Source organism: Pirellulales bacterium (assembly GCA_036499395.1).
Taxonomy (GTDB): Bacteria; Planctomycetota; Planctomycetia; order Pirellulales; family JACPPG01; genus JACPPG01.
Window position 1 is genome coordinate 41951 of sequence record DASYDW010000135.1, and the last position, 16745, is coordinate 58695.

A 16745-nucleotide genomic window follows, 5' to 3' on the forward strand; every position below is an offset into this window, starting at 1 on the left:
TTTACATGCGAAAGACGCCCCACTGCCGCGTGCCTTGCACCACGTTGGAATGGCAGGCCGAAAGGGCGATGCCCAGCACTGTGCGCGTATCGCGTGGGTCGATGATGCCGTCGTCGTAAATCCGCGCGCTCGTATATTCGGCGAGCGACTCTTTTTCGATCTGATTTTCGATAAAGGCCCGCTGCATCTTGTCGGCCTGCTCGTCGAACGGCCGGCCCGCCTCGGCCGCGGCGGCACGACTGACGATCGACATCACGCCGGCCAATTGCTGCGGACCCATGACGGCCGTCTTGCTGTTGGGCCAGATGAACACAAAGCGCGGATTGTAAGCCCGGCCGCACATGCCGTAATTTCCGGCGCCGTACGAAGCGCCGATCTGCAGCGTGACGTGCGGCACCGTGCTATTCGAGACGGCGTTGATCATCATGGCGCCATGCTTGATGATGCCGCGCTGCTCGTATTCCTTGCCCACCATGTAGCCGGTCACGTTTTGAATGAACACCAGCGGCACGTCGTTACGATTGGCCAACTGGATGAACTGCGTGGCCTTTTGGGCTTCCTCAGAGAACAGCACGCCGCGCGCGTTCGCCAAGATGCCCACCGGAAAACCGTGGATCGACGCCCAACCGGTCACCAGGCTGGTGCCGTAGAGTGGTTTGTATTCGTCGAATTGCGAACCATCGACGACGCGGGCCAGGATCTCATAAATATCGGCCGGAACCTTCAAGTCCGACGGGGCAAGCCCGAGCAAGTCTTCGGCGTCGTACAATGGTTCAGCGACGTGGCCGCTCGGCGCCGGGCCGTGCTTGCGCCAGTTGAGGTTGGCCATGATCTGCCGGCCCAAGCGCAGCGCGTCGAGTTCATCGTTGGCCAGGAAATCCGACAGGCCCGAGACGCGGGCGTGCATCTCGGCTCCGCCCAATTCTTCGTCGGTCGATTCTTCGCCAGTGGCCATCTTCACCAGCGGCGGGCCGCCGAGAAACACCTTTGCACGGCCGCGGACGAAGACCGAGTAATCGCACATCGCGGGGTTGTACGCGCCGCCGGCCGTGGAATTGCCGAACACCAGGGCAAGTGTCGGAATGTTCATGGCCGAGAGCTGCGTCAAATCGCGAAACACGGCGCCCCCCGGCACGAAGATCTCGGCCTGCCGGGGCAAATCCGCTCCGCCCGATTCGACCAGAAAGATAACAGGCAGCCGGTTTTGCCGCGCGATGGCGAGCGCCCGCATGGATTTCGCGAGCGAATAGGGATTCACCGCGCCGCCGCGTACCGTGGGGTCATTGCCGGTAATGACGCATTCGACGCCGGACACGACGCCGATCCCGCCGACGCCGGAACCGCCGACATGATATTCGGTGCCGGCAGCGGCGACGCTCGACAATTCGAGGAACGGCGAATCGCGATCGACGAGCAGCTCGACGCGCTCGCGCGCCAGCAGCTTGCCTCGCTTGTGATGCCGCTCGGTGTATTTCGGTCCGCCACCGGCGCGAGCCCCTTCGAGCAGCTTGTTCAGCTCTTCGATCTGGGATGTGAGCGCGGCGCGATTTGCCTGAAATGCGGCCGCGTTACGATCGATTTTGGAACGAAGCACCGAACGCGTCACGACCAGCGAATCTCCCTCGAATGAGCGAGCAACGAAACCCCTCGCGCGGCTAGTTGGGAACGGTAACGGCGCGGCCGAGCGGCGTCAACTGGCTGACCGGCAGAATATCGCTTGTCCGCTGGGATCGGGGCCGTGCCCGTGTTGCTGCAACGCGCGGGGGGCAAACGGTATGCTGTGTGAAAGATCGTTCCACCTTTCATAGATCGCGCTCGCCGCCATGGCCACGAACCTTACTCCGCAATATCACAAGGCTGAAGAAGCCTATCGCCGGGCCACCACGGTCGACGAGGAACTGAAATGGCTCGAGGTGATGTTCCGCGAGATGCCGAAGCACAAAGCTTCGGAAAAACTGCAGTCGGACCTCAAGCAAAAGATCAGTCGGGCGAAGAAAGAGGTCGAAGCCGCGAAAAAAACGCCGGCCAAGCAGACCGGCGTCAAGATTCCGCGGCAGGGGGCCGGCACAGTGTTGCTCGTGGGCGGGCCCAACGCGGGCAAAAGCCAACTGTTGGCCGCGCTAACCCGGGCCACGCCCGAGATCGCGCCGTATCCCTTCACGACGCGCATACCCTTGCCAGGCATGATGACTTGGGAAGATGTGCAGGTGCAATTGATCGACACCCCGCCGATCACGCCCGACATCTTCGAAACCTACATGCAGGGACTGATTCGCGGCGCGGACCTGGTGCTGCTGCTGGTCGATCTGGGAAGCGATGAAGGAATCGACGAGTGCCAGGCCGTGCTCGACAAGCTGGGCACAACGAAGACGCGCCTGGCGCGGACTTCGCACCTGGACGAGGACGACATCGGCCTGTCATTTACACAGACACTGTTGGTGCCGAACAAGATCGACCTGGAAGACGCCTCGATTCGGCTCGAACTGATGCACGAATCGAAGCAATGGGATTTCGCCGAGTTCGTCGTCTCGGCCCAGGTCGGCACAGGCCTGGAAGAATTACGCACGGCCAGCTACCAGGCACTCGACGTGATGCGCGTCTACACAAAGCATCCCAAGGCGAAAGGCCCAGACTACGAGCGACCATTCACGCTACGCCGCGGCGGCACCGTGGCCGACGTCGCGGCGCTGGTACACAAAGACTTCGCCGAGCAATTGAAGACCGCCCGCGTCTGGGGCGCCGGCGTCCACGACGGCACGCCCGTAAAAGGGGACCACGTGCTCTCAGACAAAGACGTAATAGAGCTGCATATTTAAGCGGAGCTAGATATTTAAATGGAACTGCCGACTTAGCCTTGGCCTTCGCGGAAACCACTGGGGGGCGGGCGTCCCGCCCGCCTTGTACTCTTGGTCTCAAAAAAATTCGTTCTCCCCATAAGAAACCATGCGATCATAAAACGAGTCGATCATTAAAACCCCTCTCCCTTCGGGAGAGGGCAGGGTGAGGGGCTCCGCTTTCAATCTCGCCAGGACACAGCGCATGGCCAAGGCTCAAACAACAAAGTTAGCAAACCGCAGCAAGCCACGCACGCTCGATTGGGCGGCAATCTCCACAGAGCTGGACGAGTACGGCTGCGCGACCACCGAACCACTCCTCACCCTACGGCAGTGCGCCACGCTGCGTAAGTCATTCGCGGACGACTCGCATTTTCGCAAGACGATCGTCATGGCCCGGCATGGGTATGGCCGCGGCGTGTACAAGTATTTCGATTATCCACTGCCCGAGCTGGTTGCCGAACTGCGGTCCGAGCTTTACCCGGCCCTTGCGGAAATCGCCAATCGTTGGAACGCGGCATTGCGACGTGAGCAGCGCTTCCCTGCCGATCACGCGGCATTTCTAAACCGCTGCCACGCGGCTGGGCAGGAGCGGCCGACGCCGCTGGTGCTGCGCTACGAGACGGGCGATTTCAATTGTTTGCACCAGGATGTGTACGGCGAGCATGTCTTCCCGTTGCAGGTGGCGATCTTGCTGTCGGACTCGACCCGCGATTTCACCGGCGGCGAATTCGTGCTGACCGAGCAGCGGCCCCGTAAGCAATCGCGCGTCGAAGTGGTGCCGCTACGACAAGGAGAAGGGGTAATCTTTCCCGTGCAGGCTCGTCCGGCAAGCGGAACGCGCGGCATCTACCGGGCGAACATGCGGCACGGCGTCAGCCGATTACGCAGCGGCGAGCGATTCACACTGGGAATTATCTTTCACGACGCGAAGTGACTCTCGTTAGGCGTGAATATGAGTATGAACGTCGCGCCCAAAGCAGGACTACAGATCAGCGTGCGGCAGATTCTGCTGCTGTGCGCCGTCGCGGCGATTACTTTTGCATGGCCTAATTGGGTTTCAGGTCTGCGTGTTCCGCAAGGCGGCTGGGATAGGGTGTTGTTTGTGACGCTCGTCCAGTGGCTGCCTGTTGCTTTGCCACTGACAATTCTCGCGCTCGACGGGAAGCGACAACTCCCTTGGCTGTTCGCCGGGGCTGTGCCGGCAGTGTGCTTGCTCGGCGAAATTCGCCTTGAGCTCACCAATCGAGTTTTTAACTGGCCAGAAACGTTCGTGATGATTGTTCTTTTCGGTGGGCTGACGATCGGCTGCTTCGGCAGCGCCGGCATGGCATGCGGTGCGCTACTCGCCCGACGGTGGTGGCTCGCTGCATTCTGGGGATCCTTTGCCGCCGGCACCGGATTCGAGTGCTGGTGGATGCGCTGGATGGTCTTGCACGCGTAGCGCCGCGGCCGGTGATTTCGTGAAATGCGATCTGGGGTGATTCGCCGATGAAGCTTGAGTGATCTGTTTGTTCGGCGTCTACACGTCGCGTCCTACGATTTTACAACGTACAAGTGTTGGCTTCGTCGACAGGCGGTGCCTAAAGAGGATCGCCCAAACTAAACGGCGTGCAGAAGTGTATTAGTTCCGCGGGAACGAGCGCGGCCTTTTGAAGAAACGTCGGCTGTTGTGGTGGCTCGGTTGGATGCGCTGGCGTCACTACCTCGCCCGGCTGTGGGTAAGCGTATCGCGGCGGCGGTTGTGACGGTGCGGACGCACAACCGCTAGCGGCACTCGCGATTATCAGCGCTAAAATTGATCGCATGGCGAAGCGTAATGCGAGCCTTGCGCACCGAGCAAGGTCATCATCCGCAGACTGCTCATGTAGACAAAATGGGCAAGGTGCGTCGCGTGGTTGGACTGCAACCGTGTGCGTTGGAAGAGATCGACTTCCTCGATGCTCACTGCAGTAAGATGTCTGTCGCTAATGGGAGCCCCCTCAACCTGTCCTCTCCCCCGCAGGGAAGAGGGGTTAAAGATCATGCTCTCGCGTAATCCGTCATGCCTTTGCCTTGAAATAATCCGCCATCAGTTCGCTGATCCATCGCGGTTGCCGGATTTCTTCGCGTGGTGGTTCGAACTCCAGAACGTAGGGCTTGATGTCGACGACCGGCGTGCCGTCGATGGCGTCGATTTCTTGCGCTTACTCAGCAGCTTTTCTTGCTCGGCGAGAAATGTTTCCCAATCCCGGCCGGAGATGACTTCCTCGCTGCCGCGAATAAAGAGGACGGAATGGCCCCCTTCGGGCAGCGTCTGACCGTTATGGCCTAGGCCGATTTTGTCCCAGACGATAGCGATTCGGGGATCGTCAGTAGTCTTTAACCCTTCAACGTAGTGCCAACCGCATGTTTTCGGGCCGAGGAGCTCACCGCGCTCAAGGACTTTCTGAACTACGTGCAACGGAACTGTTTTGCCGCGCAAGGTTTCTGCGTCCATAAGATGTTCTCGATAGAGCAAGCTCAGAGATGCTTCGCTTGACGATTCGCCAACCGGAAATCGGCCGCCATAGGTGTCGCTGTAGTTTTGCAGCGCTAATCCAATTCCCTTCAAGCAGCTATGGCTCCGCCCGTAGGGATACGAAGGCCTGCTGTTGTAGACCGCGACCGCCACGAATGCCCCGACCGCGCCGAGGACGCCGAACAGCGGCATGGCTTCCTTTAACCAAGGGCGCATGATTCAGCTGCGAACTCGCGGTAAGAAAATTGCCTAATACACTAGATTCTAAGGCCCACAAACCAGAATGTCACTTGGCATTCGCTCCCCTCACCTGCCCTCTCCCCCGCGGCGGAGAGGGGTTAAAAAACTAGTTTCGCATTGTCGAGGAATTTCAGTGATTCGTACCTGCGTAGGCGTCACACAGATTAGCCCAGAGCATTCAACATTTTGAATCTTCTTTCAAGTGTCGGCGCGACGATGAAAAAACGCTCTGAGCCCCGAAAGGGGCGACAGTGTGTAGCCGTGGGCGCGAGCCCATGGAATAATTCGCGAACAAAAACCGTCGTCAGCCCCGCAAGGGGCGGCAGCGAAGTGTCAGTGTACGATCGATGTCGCCCCTTCGGGGCTCTTTTGTTGCGCTACGCAGCCGTTCACCGTGGGCTCACGCCACACGGCTACACTATGCCGCCCCTCCGGGGCTATTGCAGCATTTCCGGAGGCAGCTCTCGCATTATCGTCATGCCTTCGCTTTGAAATAATCCGCCATTAGTTCGCTGATCCATTTCGGCTGGCGGGTTTCTTCGCGGCGCGGTTCGAATTCCAGGACGTACGGCTTGATGTCGACAACTGGCGTACCGTCGATGGCGTCGAGTTCGGCGACTGCAATCGTAATGCCGTCGACCGAAACCAGGCGGCACGTCGACAGGCCCAATCGGTTCGGGCGGTTCTTCTTGCGCTGAGCGAAGATGCCGACCTTCGGCCAGGCCGGATTCTCGCGTGGGTGTTCAGCCGCGGTGACGATCTTCGCCGGATCGACGCGATCGAAGACGTACACGATCTGCACGTGCGAGAAATCGGTCAGGCCTGCCAGTGCCGATGCATCGAATTGCTCGGCATCAAGTTCGATCGTGGCCACGGTGCCGCCCCAAAAGTCGTCGACCGCCGCCGAGCGGGTTGAACGTACATGACCAATTGCGCGGATTGCGAATTCCTGTTGCGAGTTGCCCATGATTACCTTTCGCGAATATGAAGATGCCAACCGTGCCCGTCGTCTAAATGCGGTGCTTCGCGGACGCACCCTACAGGTTTGCGAATCTGATCGTGCCCGTCGTCTGAATACTACCGGCATAGACCGTTATGATATGATCTGGTTCGGGGGCGCGAGAGCTGGCGTCCTCTAGGATTTACGGATTGTTGCCTTTGACTTTGCACGCGCATGACGATGAAGAACGGCCAGATTGCCGACATTTTTGACCAGGTGGCCGACCTGCTCGAATTTCAGGGAGAGAATCCTTTTCGCCTGCGGGCGTATCGCAACGCGGCCGCGACGCTGCGCGATCTCACGGAGTCGATCGCCACGATCGCCAAGGACCCCGAGCGAAAGCTCACCGACCTGGCAGGCGTGGGCAAGGATCTGGCCGACAAGATTACGACGCTGGTCACGACCGGCGAATTGCCGCTGCTGGCCGAGTTGACGGCCAAGACGCCGCCGTCGGTTTTGGCTCTGTTGCGTGTGCCGGGTTTGGGGCCGAAGAAGGCGGCCGTCCTGTACAAGGATTTGAAGATCGGCACGCTGGAACAACTGCGCGAGGCGTGCGAAGCCCATCGCGTGCGCGACTTGAAAGGCTTTGGCGAAAAAACCGAACAGAAGATTCTGGAAGGGCTGTCGATCGCCGCCACGAGCGAAGATCGCATCTATTGGGCCACGGCCGACGAGTACGTGCAGTCTTTGTTGAAGCACTTGCGCGAGTGTAAGGCGGTCGAACAGGCCGAGGCGGCCGGCAGTTATCGTCGCCGGCGCGAAACGATCGGCGATCTGGACCTGCTGGTTGCTTCGAGCAAGCCAGACGTGGTGATGGATCATTTCGGCAAGTACGAGGGAGTGACCGACACGATCGCCCGCGGCGATACCAAGATGTCGGTACGGCTATCGGGCGGGCTGCAGGTCGATCTGCGCGTCGTGGCCGCGGAATCGTTCGGCGCGGCGCTGCAATACTTCACCGGCTCGAAGGCGCATAACGTCATCTTGCGCGGCCGCGCGAAGGCGAAAGGCTTGAAGATCAACGAATACGGCGTCTACCAGGGCGAGAAGTCGATTGCCGGTCGTACCGAGCAAGAACTTTACGCGTCGCTGGGCTTGCCGGTGTTTCCACCCGAGCTGCGCGAAGCACGCCGAGAGTTTGAATGGGCCGACGAAGGGAAACTGCCTGAGCTGGTAACGCTCGAAGACTTGCGTGGCGATCTGCACATGCACACCGATGCCACGGACGGCAAGGCGACGCTCGACGAGATGATTGCCGCGGCCCGCGAGCGCGGCCTGGCGTACATCGCGATTACGGATCACTCGAAACGCGTGACGATGGCCAACGGCCTGGACGGTACGCGCTTGAAGCGGCAGTGGGCCAAGATCGACAAGCTGAACGAAGGGCTGCGCGGCTTCAAGATTCTGAAAGGAGTCGAGGTCGATATCCTGGAGAAGGGGGGACTCGATCTCGACGACGATGTTCTGGCCGGGGCCGACTGGATCGTGGCGAGCGTCCATTACGGACAGAATCAGCCGCGCGAGCAGATCACGAAGCGCATCGTCGAAGCGCTGCAAAACCCCTACATATCGGCGATCGCGCATCCGACGGGCCGAATCCTCAATCGGCGAAAGTCGTACGACGTTGATTTGGACGAGGTTTTCAAGGTGGCCAGCGACTACGGCAAGCTGCTGGAGTTGAACGCCAATCCGGCCCGGCTCGACCTGGACGACGTGGCCTGCGCGGCGGCCAAAAGCCACAGAATTCCGATCGTGATCTCGAGCGATGCCCACAGCACGATCGGCCTGGACGTGCTGCGCTACGGGATCAATCAAGCGCGACGCGCCGGGCTGACCAAGGCCGACGTGGCCAACACACGCAGTTGGACCGAGATGCGGAAGCTGATCGGGAAATGAGCGCTGTATCCCGCGCGAGGGCGGCACGGCGATGGCCCGGACCGTCGAAGGAATCGCGCTCAAAACTATTGACGGCGATGCACTCTTGGTTAGAATTAACCCCAATTGAGACTAAGTATCAATAAGCAGGTCTGGTCTCGATTATCTAGAGGTCGCTCGCTAGCCCTAAGCTCGCTCGCCACTCTTGGCCGTCAGCGAAATGCTGGTGGTGAACCGATGGTTCGCCACTGACCACTCGGATTCTTCCGAAGGTCGTTCCACGCGCCCAGAGCCTCTGCATTTTCCTTCCGCAGGACCGCGCGCGTACCGGCCTCCAGGGGCTGGCGCAATCGTTTCTGTTGCCGCCCCGAACCACCTGCCCGCCGTTGTGAGCGGTGCCCCTTTGTCGTCGCGCTCCCGTAGTCGAACCATCATCCCCGTGAAAGATTTAAACATGCGTGCAGGAACCAGAGAACTTCTGACGAAAATCGGTCGCCGCGCGACGGCGGTTGCCTTGGCCACGGCATTCATCGTTGCAGGCGCACGCGCGAGTGCGGTGCCACTCGTTAATCCTTCCTTTTTTGGCCAGGCCAATACGACCTACCAGGAATGGGATGGATTCACGAGTCCGACGGGCCCCAACCCGGCAACGCACGTCAACAACCCCTACGGCACTCCGACGTGGGTCGACACGACCGCCAACACCGACGACGCGTTCATCATCGGAACGCCACCGGCGGCCCACATCTATTCGTTCGATGCAATCTTGAATCTGCAGGCAACCGTTCCGGCGCCGACGTTGTCGAGCGGTGCCACGACGACCATTGTGTTTCAGGCTGAGGTGCTGGGGAGTGCGCTCGACCAGACGCTCTTCGGAGTGAGCCTCGCGGGACTCATGGGTAGTCCTCTGCAGCCGACACAAATCACGCAAGTCGACGAAGGAGTGGCCAGCGGCGGATTCGGCGGCGGCGACTTCTACTATCGCGTCGAATGGGACAACGTGCCCGCCGCGAGCAGCTATACCCTCACCTATGTGGCGGGTGATACTTCGTCGAGCCAAGTCTCGGCACGCATCGACACGCTGACCACCGTGCCCACGACGAGCCTGACCGGTGACGTTAACAACGACGGGATCGTGAATGGCCAGGATCTGGCTTTGGTCTCGTCGAGCTGGCTGCAAGCCGGGGCCAACCTGGCGAGCGACGTCAACCATGACGGCATCGTCAACGCCCAAGACATTGCGCTCGTTTCTTCGAACTGGCTGCATACGTCCGGCGCCGGCGCGCAGGCGGCCGCGGTGCCTGAACCGTCGACGATTGCCCTGCTGGGCGTCGGCTTGCTGGCGCTTTTGGCGCGACGGCAAATGCGTGCAACCCGGGCGCGAAACTTCATCGGCTGACGCTAAGCAGGAAGGGGCGCCTCATCAGGCCGATGCGACCTGGCGACGCTGCGATGCCACATCCGCGAATTGCAACAGTTCGCGTGCCTTGATGATGTATGTCAGGTTGATCGCAAAATCTTCGCGCGAGCGGATCGCCGTCGACGCGGGCTGCGCCCCGATTTGACCGTCGGGGCCAAACGTCGCTGCCGAATAGACCACGCCCAGCAGCAGATTATGCGGTTCGCCGGGGCGATCGTTCCCGTGTTCGTCGGTCTGGCCTTTGGCATTCAGGATGAAAACGGGCGAGCCCGTCGAACCCGGGAAGCAAGGGATATTGAGCAGAATCTCGGGCTTGTCACAGAAGTCGATATTCGGATGGCTGGCCGTGATGCCGCGACAATAAATCGGCAGGCTATGTGACTTTTCCCACACGCCGTTCGGATAGCCGACCATGAGCACCTCTTCGACGGCACTCAACGCCTCGAGTCGAGTTTCGGTGGGGGCCATGCACGATTCGATTGCCATCCAACGCGGATTATGCCGCAGCCGAGACGCGGCATCGTCGATGATTCGGCTGGGCAGGGCCACCAGATCGATCGATTCGTCGTGATGCCGGATCCACAGATCCTGAAAGTTATCGAATTCGATATCGAACGTCGGCGGCGCGTTGCCTCCGTCATCCTTGCAGGCGGCATTGTGGAGTCGCAGCGTTCCGCGCGACGCCCCTTCGATGGCGTGCCTGCTGGTGATGAGCAGATCGCTCCGGCCGTGCTGCAATCCGAAGAAAAAGCCCGTCGCCGTGCCGTGCTCGGTCTCGATGCGGACGGTGCTTAGCAGCAGTTTCTCTTCGGGGGTTCGCGGCTTGAACATGTTCGAATTCCTTGCGCAGCGGGTCCGTTGTCGCATCGCCCCGCGGCCATTCTACGTTTTTGGTCGCCAGGCGCGAACGCGAGTTAGCCCCGGGCAATTGCGAGCGGCTGGAAAAGGGGAACGCGCGAAGCGGCGTATGATCTAGCTCTGTTCGCCGTCATTGCGTCTAGGCATCTCCTGGTGGATCGGCCCATCTTCCCTATCCTGCGACGTGGCTGCCGGCCTCCGATACAAGTAGAAGAAAAATGCTGCGCCATAAGGCAAGAGCGAAAGCGTAAGCACACGGCCTTCACTCGGCCCCCGAGGGGAGATTGCGATAAAGACGGTCGACAAGAGCCAAGCAACAAGCCCATACTTCGCCCCGCGAGTCATGCCGTGACGTATCAACGACACGGGAATGGCAGCAAGAACTACCACAAGGGCGATGCCTATCGCGCAGATGAAGAATCCTTCGCGCGTCATTACCTGATTGTACCAACCGCGTGGCTGTGAAAGGCGACGATCAAGCCGATTCGCGATTGTTCAATCCGCTACCTGCGCCTTTCCGGCTCCCGAATGATTCCGGCAGCGCTTTTTCCGGTGCGATGGCGGCAGCCCATGGTATCAGCGGCCACCAGACGGACAGTGATCATGGTCGTAATGAACCGCACCGCCACTAAACGTGAGCGGGCGCGTGAGCTAACGTCGTGTTTTCGATCTCTTCATGACTGTCGCGCCCGACACCCAGCAGTGCGAGCAACGGACCAGCCATGAATGTCGTCGTGAGGGCCATGATCACCATCATGGCAAAGATGTGCGGTGACAAGATGCCCATGTCGTAGCCGATATTCAGGACGATCAGTTCCATCAGCCCGCGGGTATTCATCAAGACACCGATCGCCAGCGATTCCTTCCAACTGATGCCCGTCCAGCGGGCGGCCAGGGTGCTGCCGCCGAATTTGCCGGCGACCGCCACCAGGATAATCAGCAGGCACAGCAGCCAGCTTTGCAGGTCGCCCAACAATCCGATCTGTGTCCGCAAGCCTGTGAAGGCGAAGAACAAAGGTAAAAGCAGCACCGTGGTGAACATTTCGAGCCGCGCGCGCAGCACAGAACGCAAGCGCGCCTGGGCCGGCATCACCGCTCCGGCCAAAAAAGCGCCGAACAGCGCATGGATGCCGATCGCCTCGGTGAACAGAGCCGAGGCAAACGCAAAGACCAGCACGCCCGCCACTAGCCCCTTGCTGTTTGCCTCTTGCTGAAATTCCTCACTCGCAAGTCGCGCCGCCTGCGGTCGGATGACCATTAGCGCTACGGCGATGAAGCCCACGGTCAAGGCGACCGTCAAAGCAGCGCCGCCAAAACCACTGGCACTGGCGATGGCCACGACCACGGCCAACAGGCACCACGCCGTGACGTCGTCGACCGCGGCGCAGGCGATCGTGGTGCTGCCCAAAAACGTCCCCATCAATCCTCGTTCGTCGATGATGCGCGCCAGAACCGGAAACGCCGTGATGCTCATGGCGATGCCCAGGAATAGCGCGAAGGGGGTGAACGGAATGTTCGACGGAGCAAGCTCTGAGTAAATGAACAGGCACAGCGCCGTCCCGAGAAAAAACGGAACGACGATGCTGGCGTGGCTGACGAGGATCGCCGCGTGCGCTTTCTGCCGTAGCCGCCCCAGGTCCAGGTCGATCCCGACCAGGAACATGTACAGCACGACCCCAACCTGGCTGAACAAACGCAAGGCGGGCATCGAGGAAGGGGGGAACAGAAATGACTGACTCGCCGGCCACAGCATGCCCAGCAACGACGGACCGAGCATGATGCCCGCCACCATTTCGCCGATGACCGATGGCTGTCCGATCTTGCGAATCAGGCCGCCAGCGATCCGCGTGGCCGCGACAATGACGATCAGTTGCATCAACAACAGCGACAAGGGGTGGTGCAAGTTTTCGAGGAACACTCGAAAGGCACCATCCGCGCCAATCGCGGTTTCGGCCTGCGGTGTACTGGCTGCGGCCACTGCGGGCTTCGTCACCGTCTCGGCCGTTCCCGGCGGCAGGTCCGCGCCGAGATGCAGAATTACGAGCACCGCGCCGACAAAAAGACCAATGATCAAGAAGTAAAAAACAAGGTTCTTCAGCATGGCCTTCGGCAGATAGAATCAACCGTGCGGTTGCCGTTTTCCCTTAATGCGACACCTTCCACCGCGATAACACTTTTCAACGATCCGAGCCGCGCTCGTGAGTACCGACCGCGAGTAGCCGTATCACCGCAATTCGCCCTCGGGCAGATAGAGCTCGTTGACCTTATCCGGCACTTCCTCGGGCTCGACACCGGCGTCCCATGTCGGAATGGATGTCTTCTCGGGCGGATACAGCGACTCGAGCGGTCCCCAAACTTCGTCCACCTTGTCGTCGAACAGATCGCCAATCAGTAGGTCCGTGACTTTGCCGCGCAGGTGCGGATATTCCTTCATGAATTGGCCGAAGCTGAAGCCGTCGTAGTATTCGCACACCAGCCGGCGCATGCGGTCGACGCCTCGATTGAATTGCGCGCCCCAATGCCCGAGTTGCGCGGCCGACGTGTCGTTCTTGGCCAGGCCGTCGGCAATGGCATCCGCGGCCAACTCGCCCGATTTCAGCGCCAGTAATACGCCGGACGAATACAGCGGGTCCAAAAATCCAAAAGCATCGCCGACCAGCACCCAGCCGTCTCCGGCGACATCCTTCGACCGATAGGAATAGTCCTTGGTGGCAAAGTATCCTGTCGCCCGCTCGGCGCCGGCAATGCGGCGCTGGATAGCCGGGCAAGCCGCGACTTCCTCTTCGTACACCTGTTCGTGGCTGCCGCGCCCTTTGAAGAGATAGTCGAACGGTCCCACCACGCCCAGGCTGATCGTGTTGTCGTGTTGCGGGATGTACCACCACCATCCCTTGCGGTTGGTCGTCTGGATCACGACCGTGGCGCCCTCATCCCGGCCGGTATCGCGATAGGCGCCGCGCCAGTAGGTCCAGATAGCTCCCTTGTTCAGCACCGGGTCCCACAGCCGTAGCTTGAAGCGGTTTTGCAACATGGTGCTTTGCCCGCTGGCATCCACGACAACCTTTGCGTGGACGGTGTAATCGCGACCGTCCTCGCCTCGCACGCGGACGCCGATAGCTCGGTCGCCGTCGAACAGAATCTCTAGCACGCGGCCAGGCTGGACCACTTCCACGCCGTGCTCGCGGGCGTTGTCCAGCATCATCTTGTCGAATTCGCTGCGGATCACCTGCCAGGTTTGCGAGCACTCGTGCGGCTTGTTGTCGTGGAAGTAAAACGGAGCCGATTCCTTGCCGGCCGCATTGACGAACTGCACGCTGAACTTCTTGACGAACGGGCTCGCTTTCATCTTGTCGAGCATGTTGAGACGCTTGAACACCCAATACGTCTCGGGGATCAGCGACTCACCAATATGGAAGCGGGGAAATTTCTCCCGCTCGAAGAGTCGGACTTTCACGCCGCGCTGCGCAAGAATGGTCGAAGCGGTGGCGCCGGCCGGCCCGCCGCCGACCACGATCACATCGGTTGTCTGTGTGTCCATGTCTTCTCTCAGGGTGCGATAGGGGTTAGCACCAGGGGCTGTCGGAATCTTCGTGGGGTAACCGGGCCGCCTGCAGCAATGTCACCAGCGACTTGAGTTCTTTGCGAGTCAAATGTCCCAGTTGCCGGTCGTGGCAATCGCTGAGCGGTTCGTGCAGTTTCTCCAGCAACTCGAGTCCGGCCGCGGTGATGCCAATGCGTACGACGCGGCGGTTATCCGCCGGCCGATCGCGCACCACCAGTTGACGCTGCTCGAGCTTGTCGAGCATCCGCGTGATGTCCGGAGCGCGACTGACCAGCCGCGACGCCAGATCGAGCGTGCGAATCGGGTGCGGATGATCGCGGCGCAGCAGCCGGAGGACGTTGTACTGCTGCGGCGTCAGGTCGTACCGAGCAAACAGCTCGTCCTCCATCGCCCGCAGCCGATCATACGTCCGCCACAGGCCAAGAAAGGCCTCTTGCTCGAGACTGTCGAAATGACGTTTCGCGCTACTCGTTTTCGTGACCATCCCGCCATATTAGCCATCGGAACAACAGTTGTCCAGACAAGTGAGTGAGCGCGGAAACCGCTTAGGTTCTGATAAATTTCCGACAGTAATTTATCGGAGGCCTTTGGAAAATGAGGTCAAAGCCTCGGGGCTTGGTAAAGGCGTTGCCGTCCCTGCAGGCCCCAGCGTTCTGGGTCGAATCGGCCATCGTCGCGACGAATCACGCGTCCAGACGGGTGTATCTGTAATATCTAAAATCTCAGGTGGCGACTTGTGAGGTAGACAACGCTACTGCGCGTGTTTGTCTTGCACTCGCGAACGGGGCGCGAACAAGTCATATTCTAGATGTGTCGTTAAGTCATCTTAATCCACAAGTTCCAACATCATCTCTGATATGCACGGAATGTTTTCGACTGCAGGCATTATTGCGATTGGAATCGCTGTCGGCGTGGCAGCGACGTTTGGCGCATTCTGGGCTCGGTCACGAACTCGCAGGAATCGCTCAGTCGTTTCGCTTGTCAGGTCGCACTTGTTGCCGGCGCAATTAAGAGACATCTCGGTTTCCGAACGCAAGTTTCCGTTTCGAGTGCGCGCGGACCTTCAGCGAGCCATTGACCAATTGTTTGCCAAGGACACGATCATTCGTCAGTTCTGTGGCATTCGCAAAGAATACTCGCACGAGGGAATCACCTTATCCGATTGCTTCGTGGAAAGTGACCACAGCCCAGCGATTGCTGTACCTCCTCAATACGAAGAGGTCGACGTTGGGGATGACGAGCCAGTTCGCTGTCTAAAGAATGGCCTGTGGTTTCTTGAACACGGACAAATCAAATATGTCGTCCTCCTCTCGCCCGTCGCGCAATATGGTCGAGTGACAGGCGTACAGTTTCAGATCGGAGTTCCAAACGGCGTGGAAGGGAGTGCAATCGCAAATGGATTCTTTCGGCATCTGGAAGAGTCGGTCTTCAAAGCAGATTCTTACCGTGGAAAGATTCTGTCGTTAGAAGAGGCGGATCATTCCTATCGGGGCGAGGCGTCTGGGATTCGAGTTCATAAGCTGCGCACCGTCGAACGAGAGCAAGTAATACTATCTCCAAAGACGCTCGACCTGCTTGATCGGAATGTCGTCAAATTCGTTCAGCAGCGACGAGCATTGGCCCAGTACAAGGTCGCCACGAAAAAAGGAATCCTGTTCTACGGGCCACCGGGAACAGGGAAGACCCATACAATCCACTACTTGGCGAGGGCATTGCCCGGGCACACGACCTTGCTTGTAACTGCCGAGCAAGTAGGCCTCCTCGACGAATACATGACACTCGCCAGATTGCTCCAACCCAGCATCGTGGTCATCGAGGACGTTGATCTGATCGCCAGCGATCGCGCGAATTTGAACACCTGCGAAGAGGTTCTTCTCAATAAGTTGTTGAACGAGATGGACGGGCTTCGCGAGGATGCCGACATCCTGTTTGTTCTAACGACGAATCGTCCCGAGGCCCTGGAGCAAGCACTGGCTGCAAGGCCAGGGCGAGTCGACCAAGCAATTGAATTTGGATTGCCAGATGCGGCGTCCAGAGACAAGTTAGTGGAATTGTACTCGCGGGGCATTGATGTGCCGGCGGAGGTGAAACTCAGCATCGTGCAGCGAACGGACGGTGTGAGCGGAGCGTTTATCAAAGAGCTCATGCGGCGCACGGTGCAGTACCATCTGGAACGAAATGGCACCGGCCGCGTCGAACTGCCAGACATCGACGCTGCGCTGGATGAAATGCTCTTTAGCGGCGGAGCATTGAATGTGAAGCTACTCGGAGGACGCGCGGGTTCCGATCTGTGTGCCTAAAGCAATTCGAGCCAAATGATTTGACGGCTCGCACAGCTAGTTGCCCGCACGACGAAAGGTCAACGGCTGCAGAACGGGCCGATGCGGCGGGCGCCATGCACGACAACGGACTCACAGCCCTAGCCGCCTAAAACCGCGATAGTCGACAAGGCCCTT

At 59.6% G+C, this 16745-nt stretch carries 13 protein-coding genes; 6 read left to right on the forward strand and 7 right to left on the reverse strand.

Going from position 1 to position 16745, the window contains the following annotated elements; genetic code table 11:
* Window position 1: 1 nt before the first annotated feature.
* Entirely contained in the window at window positions 2-1594 is a 1593-nt protein-coding gene (locus tag VGN12_28330) for a carboxyl transferase domain-containing protein (GenBank protein HEY4313391.1), read from the reverse strand.
* 229 nt (window positions 1595-1823) lie between these two features.
* Between VGN12_28330 and VGN12_28335 the strand changes: the two genes are divergently transcribed.
* The 3 genes from VGN12_28335 to VGN12_28345 all read left to right on the forward strand — a co-directional run bounded on the left by VGN12_28335 (window position 1824) and on the right by VGN12_28345 (window position 4278).
* Entirely contained in the window at window positions 1824-2816 is a 993-nt protein-coding gene (locus VGN12_28335; GenBank protein HEY4313392.1) for a GTPase, read from the forward strand.
* A 223-nt stretch (window positions 2817-3039) separates the two neighbouring features.
* On the forward strand, window positions 3040-3771 hold the full coding sequence (locus tag VGN12_28340) for a 2OG-Fe(II) oxygenase (protein ID HEY4313393.1): 732 nt from the start codon (window positions 3040-3042) through the stop codon (window positions 3769-3771).
* 18 nt (window positions 3772-3789) lie between these two features.
* A complete protein-coding gene (locus VGN12_28345) occupies window positions 3790-4278 on the forward strand; it encodes a hypothetical protein (protein ID HEY4313394.1) in 489 nt (162 codons plus the stop codon).
* A 627-nt stretch (window positions 4279-4905) separates the two neighbouring features.
* Here VGN12_28345 and VGN12_28350 read toward each other — a convergent pair.
* Both VGN12_28350 and VGN12_28355 read right to left on the reverse strand, forming a co-directional pair.
* The gene (locus tag VGN12_28350) at window positions 4906-5550 is read right to left on the reverse strand and encodes a hypothetical protein (GenBank protein ID HEY4313395.1); all 645 of its coding nucleotides are present in this window, start codon (window positions 5548-5550) and stop codon (window positions 4906-4908) included.
* Between the two features lie 499 nt (window positions 5551-6049).
* Window positions 6050-6541 carry an SAM-dependent methyltransferase gene (locus tag VGN12_28355; protein ID HEY4313396.1) on the reverse strand — a complete coding sequence of 164 codons (492 nt, stop codon included), beginning with the start codon at window positions 6539-6541 and terminating at the stop codon, window positions 6050-6052.
* Window positions 6542-6754: 213 nt separating this feature from the next.
* Between VGN12_28355 and polX the strand changes: the two genes are divergently transcribed.
* Window positions 6755-8470 (forward strand): DNA polymerase/3'-5' exonuclease PolX, encoded by a 1716-nt coding sequence (gene polX, locus VGN12_28360; protein HEY4313397.1) that lies wholly within the window; start codon window positions 6755-6757, stop codon window positions 8468-8470.
* Between the two features lie 433 nt (window positions 8471-8903).
* On the forward strand, window positions 8904-9848 hold the full coding sequence (locus tag VGN12_28365) for a dockerin type I domain-containing protein (GenBank protein ID HEY4313398.1): 945 nt from the start codon (window positions 8904-8906) through the stop codon (window positions 9846-9848).
* 24 nt (window positions 9849-9872) lie between these two features.
* On the opposite strand, the gene VGN12_28370 is transcribed toward VGN12_28365, so the two are convergent.
* The 4 genes from VGN12_28370 to VGN12_28385 form a co-directional block, all read right to left on the reverse strand.
* On the reverse strand, window positions 9873-10700 hold the full coding sequence (locus VGN12_28370) for a hypothetical protein (protein HEY4313399.1): 828 nt from the start codon (window positions 10698-10700) through the stop codon (window positions 9873-9875).
* 655 nt (window positions 10701-11355) lie between these two features.
* A complete protein-coding gene (locus VGN12_28375) occupies window positions 11356-12828 on the reverse strand; it encodes a cation:proton antiporter (protein ID HEY4313400.1) in 1473 nt (490 codons plus the stop codon).
* Between the two features lie 123 nt (window positions 12829-12951).
* Complete coding sequence (locus tag VGN12_28380; protein ID HEY4313401.1) at window positions 12952-14265, reverse strand: NAD(P)/FAD-dependent oxidoreductase; 1314 nt, start codon at window positions 14263-14265, stop codon at window positions 12952-12954.
* A 25-nt stretch (window positions 14266-14290) separates the two neighbouring features.
* Window positions 14291-14773: a MarR family transcriptional regulator gene (locus VGN12_28385; GenBank protein ID HEY4313402.1), complete on the reverse strand. Its 483-nt coding sequence runs from the start codon at window positions 14771-14773 to the stop codon at window positions 14291-14293.
* A 598-nt stretch (window positions 14774-15371) separates the two neighbouring features.
* Between VGN12_28385 and VGN12_28390 the strand changes: the two genes are divergently transcribed.
* The gene (locus tag VGN12_28390) at window positions 15372-16589 is read left to right on the forward strand and encodes an AAA family ATPase (protein ID HEY4313403.1); all 1218 of its coding nucleotides are present in this window, start codon (window positions 15372-15374) and stop codon (window positions 16587-16589) included.
* Window positions 16590-16745 lie beyond the last annotated feature (156 nt).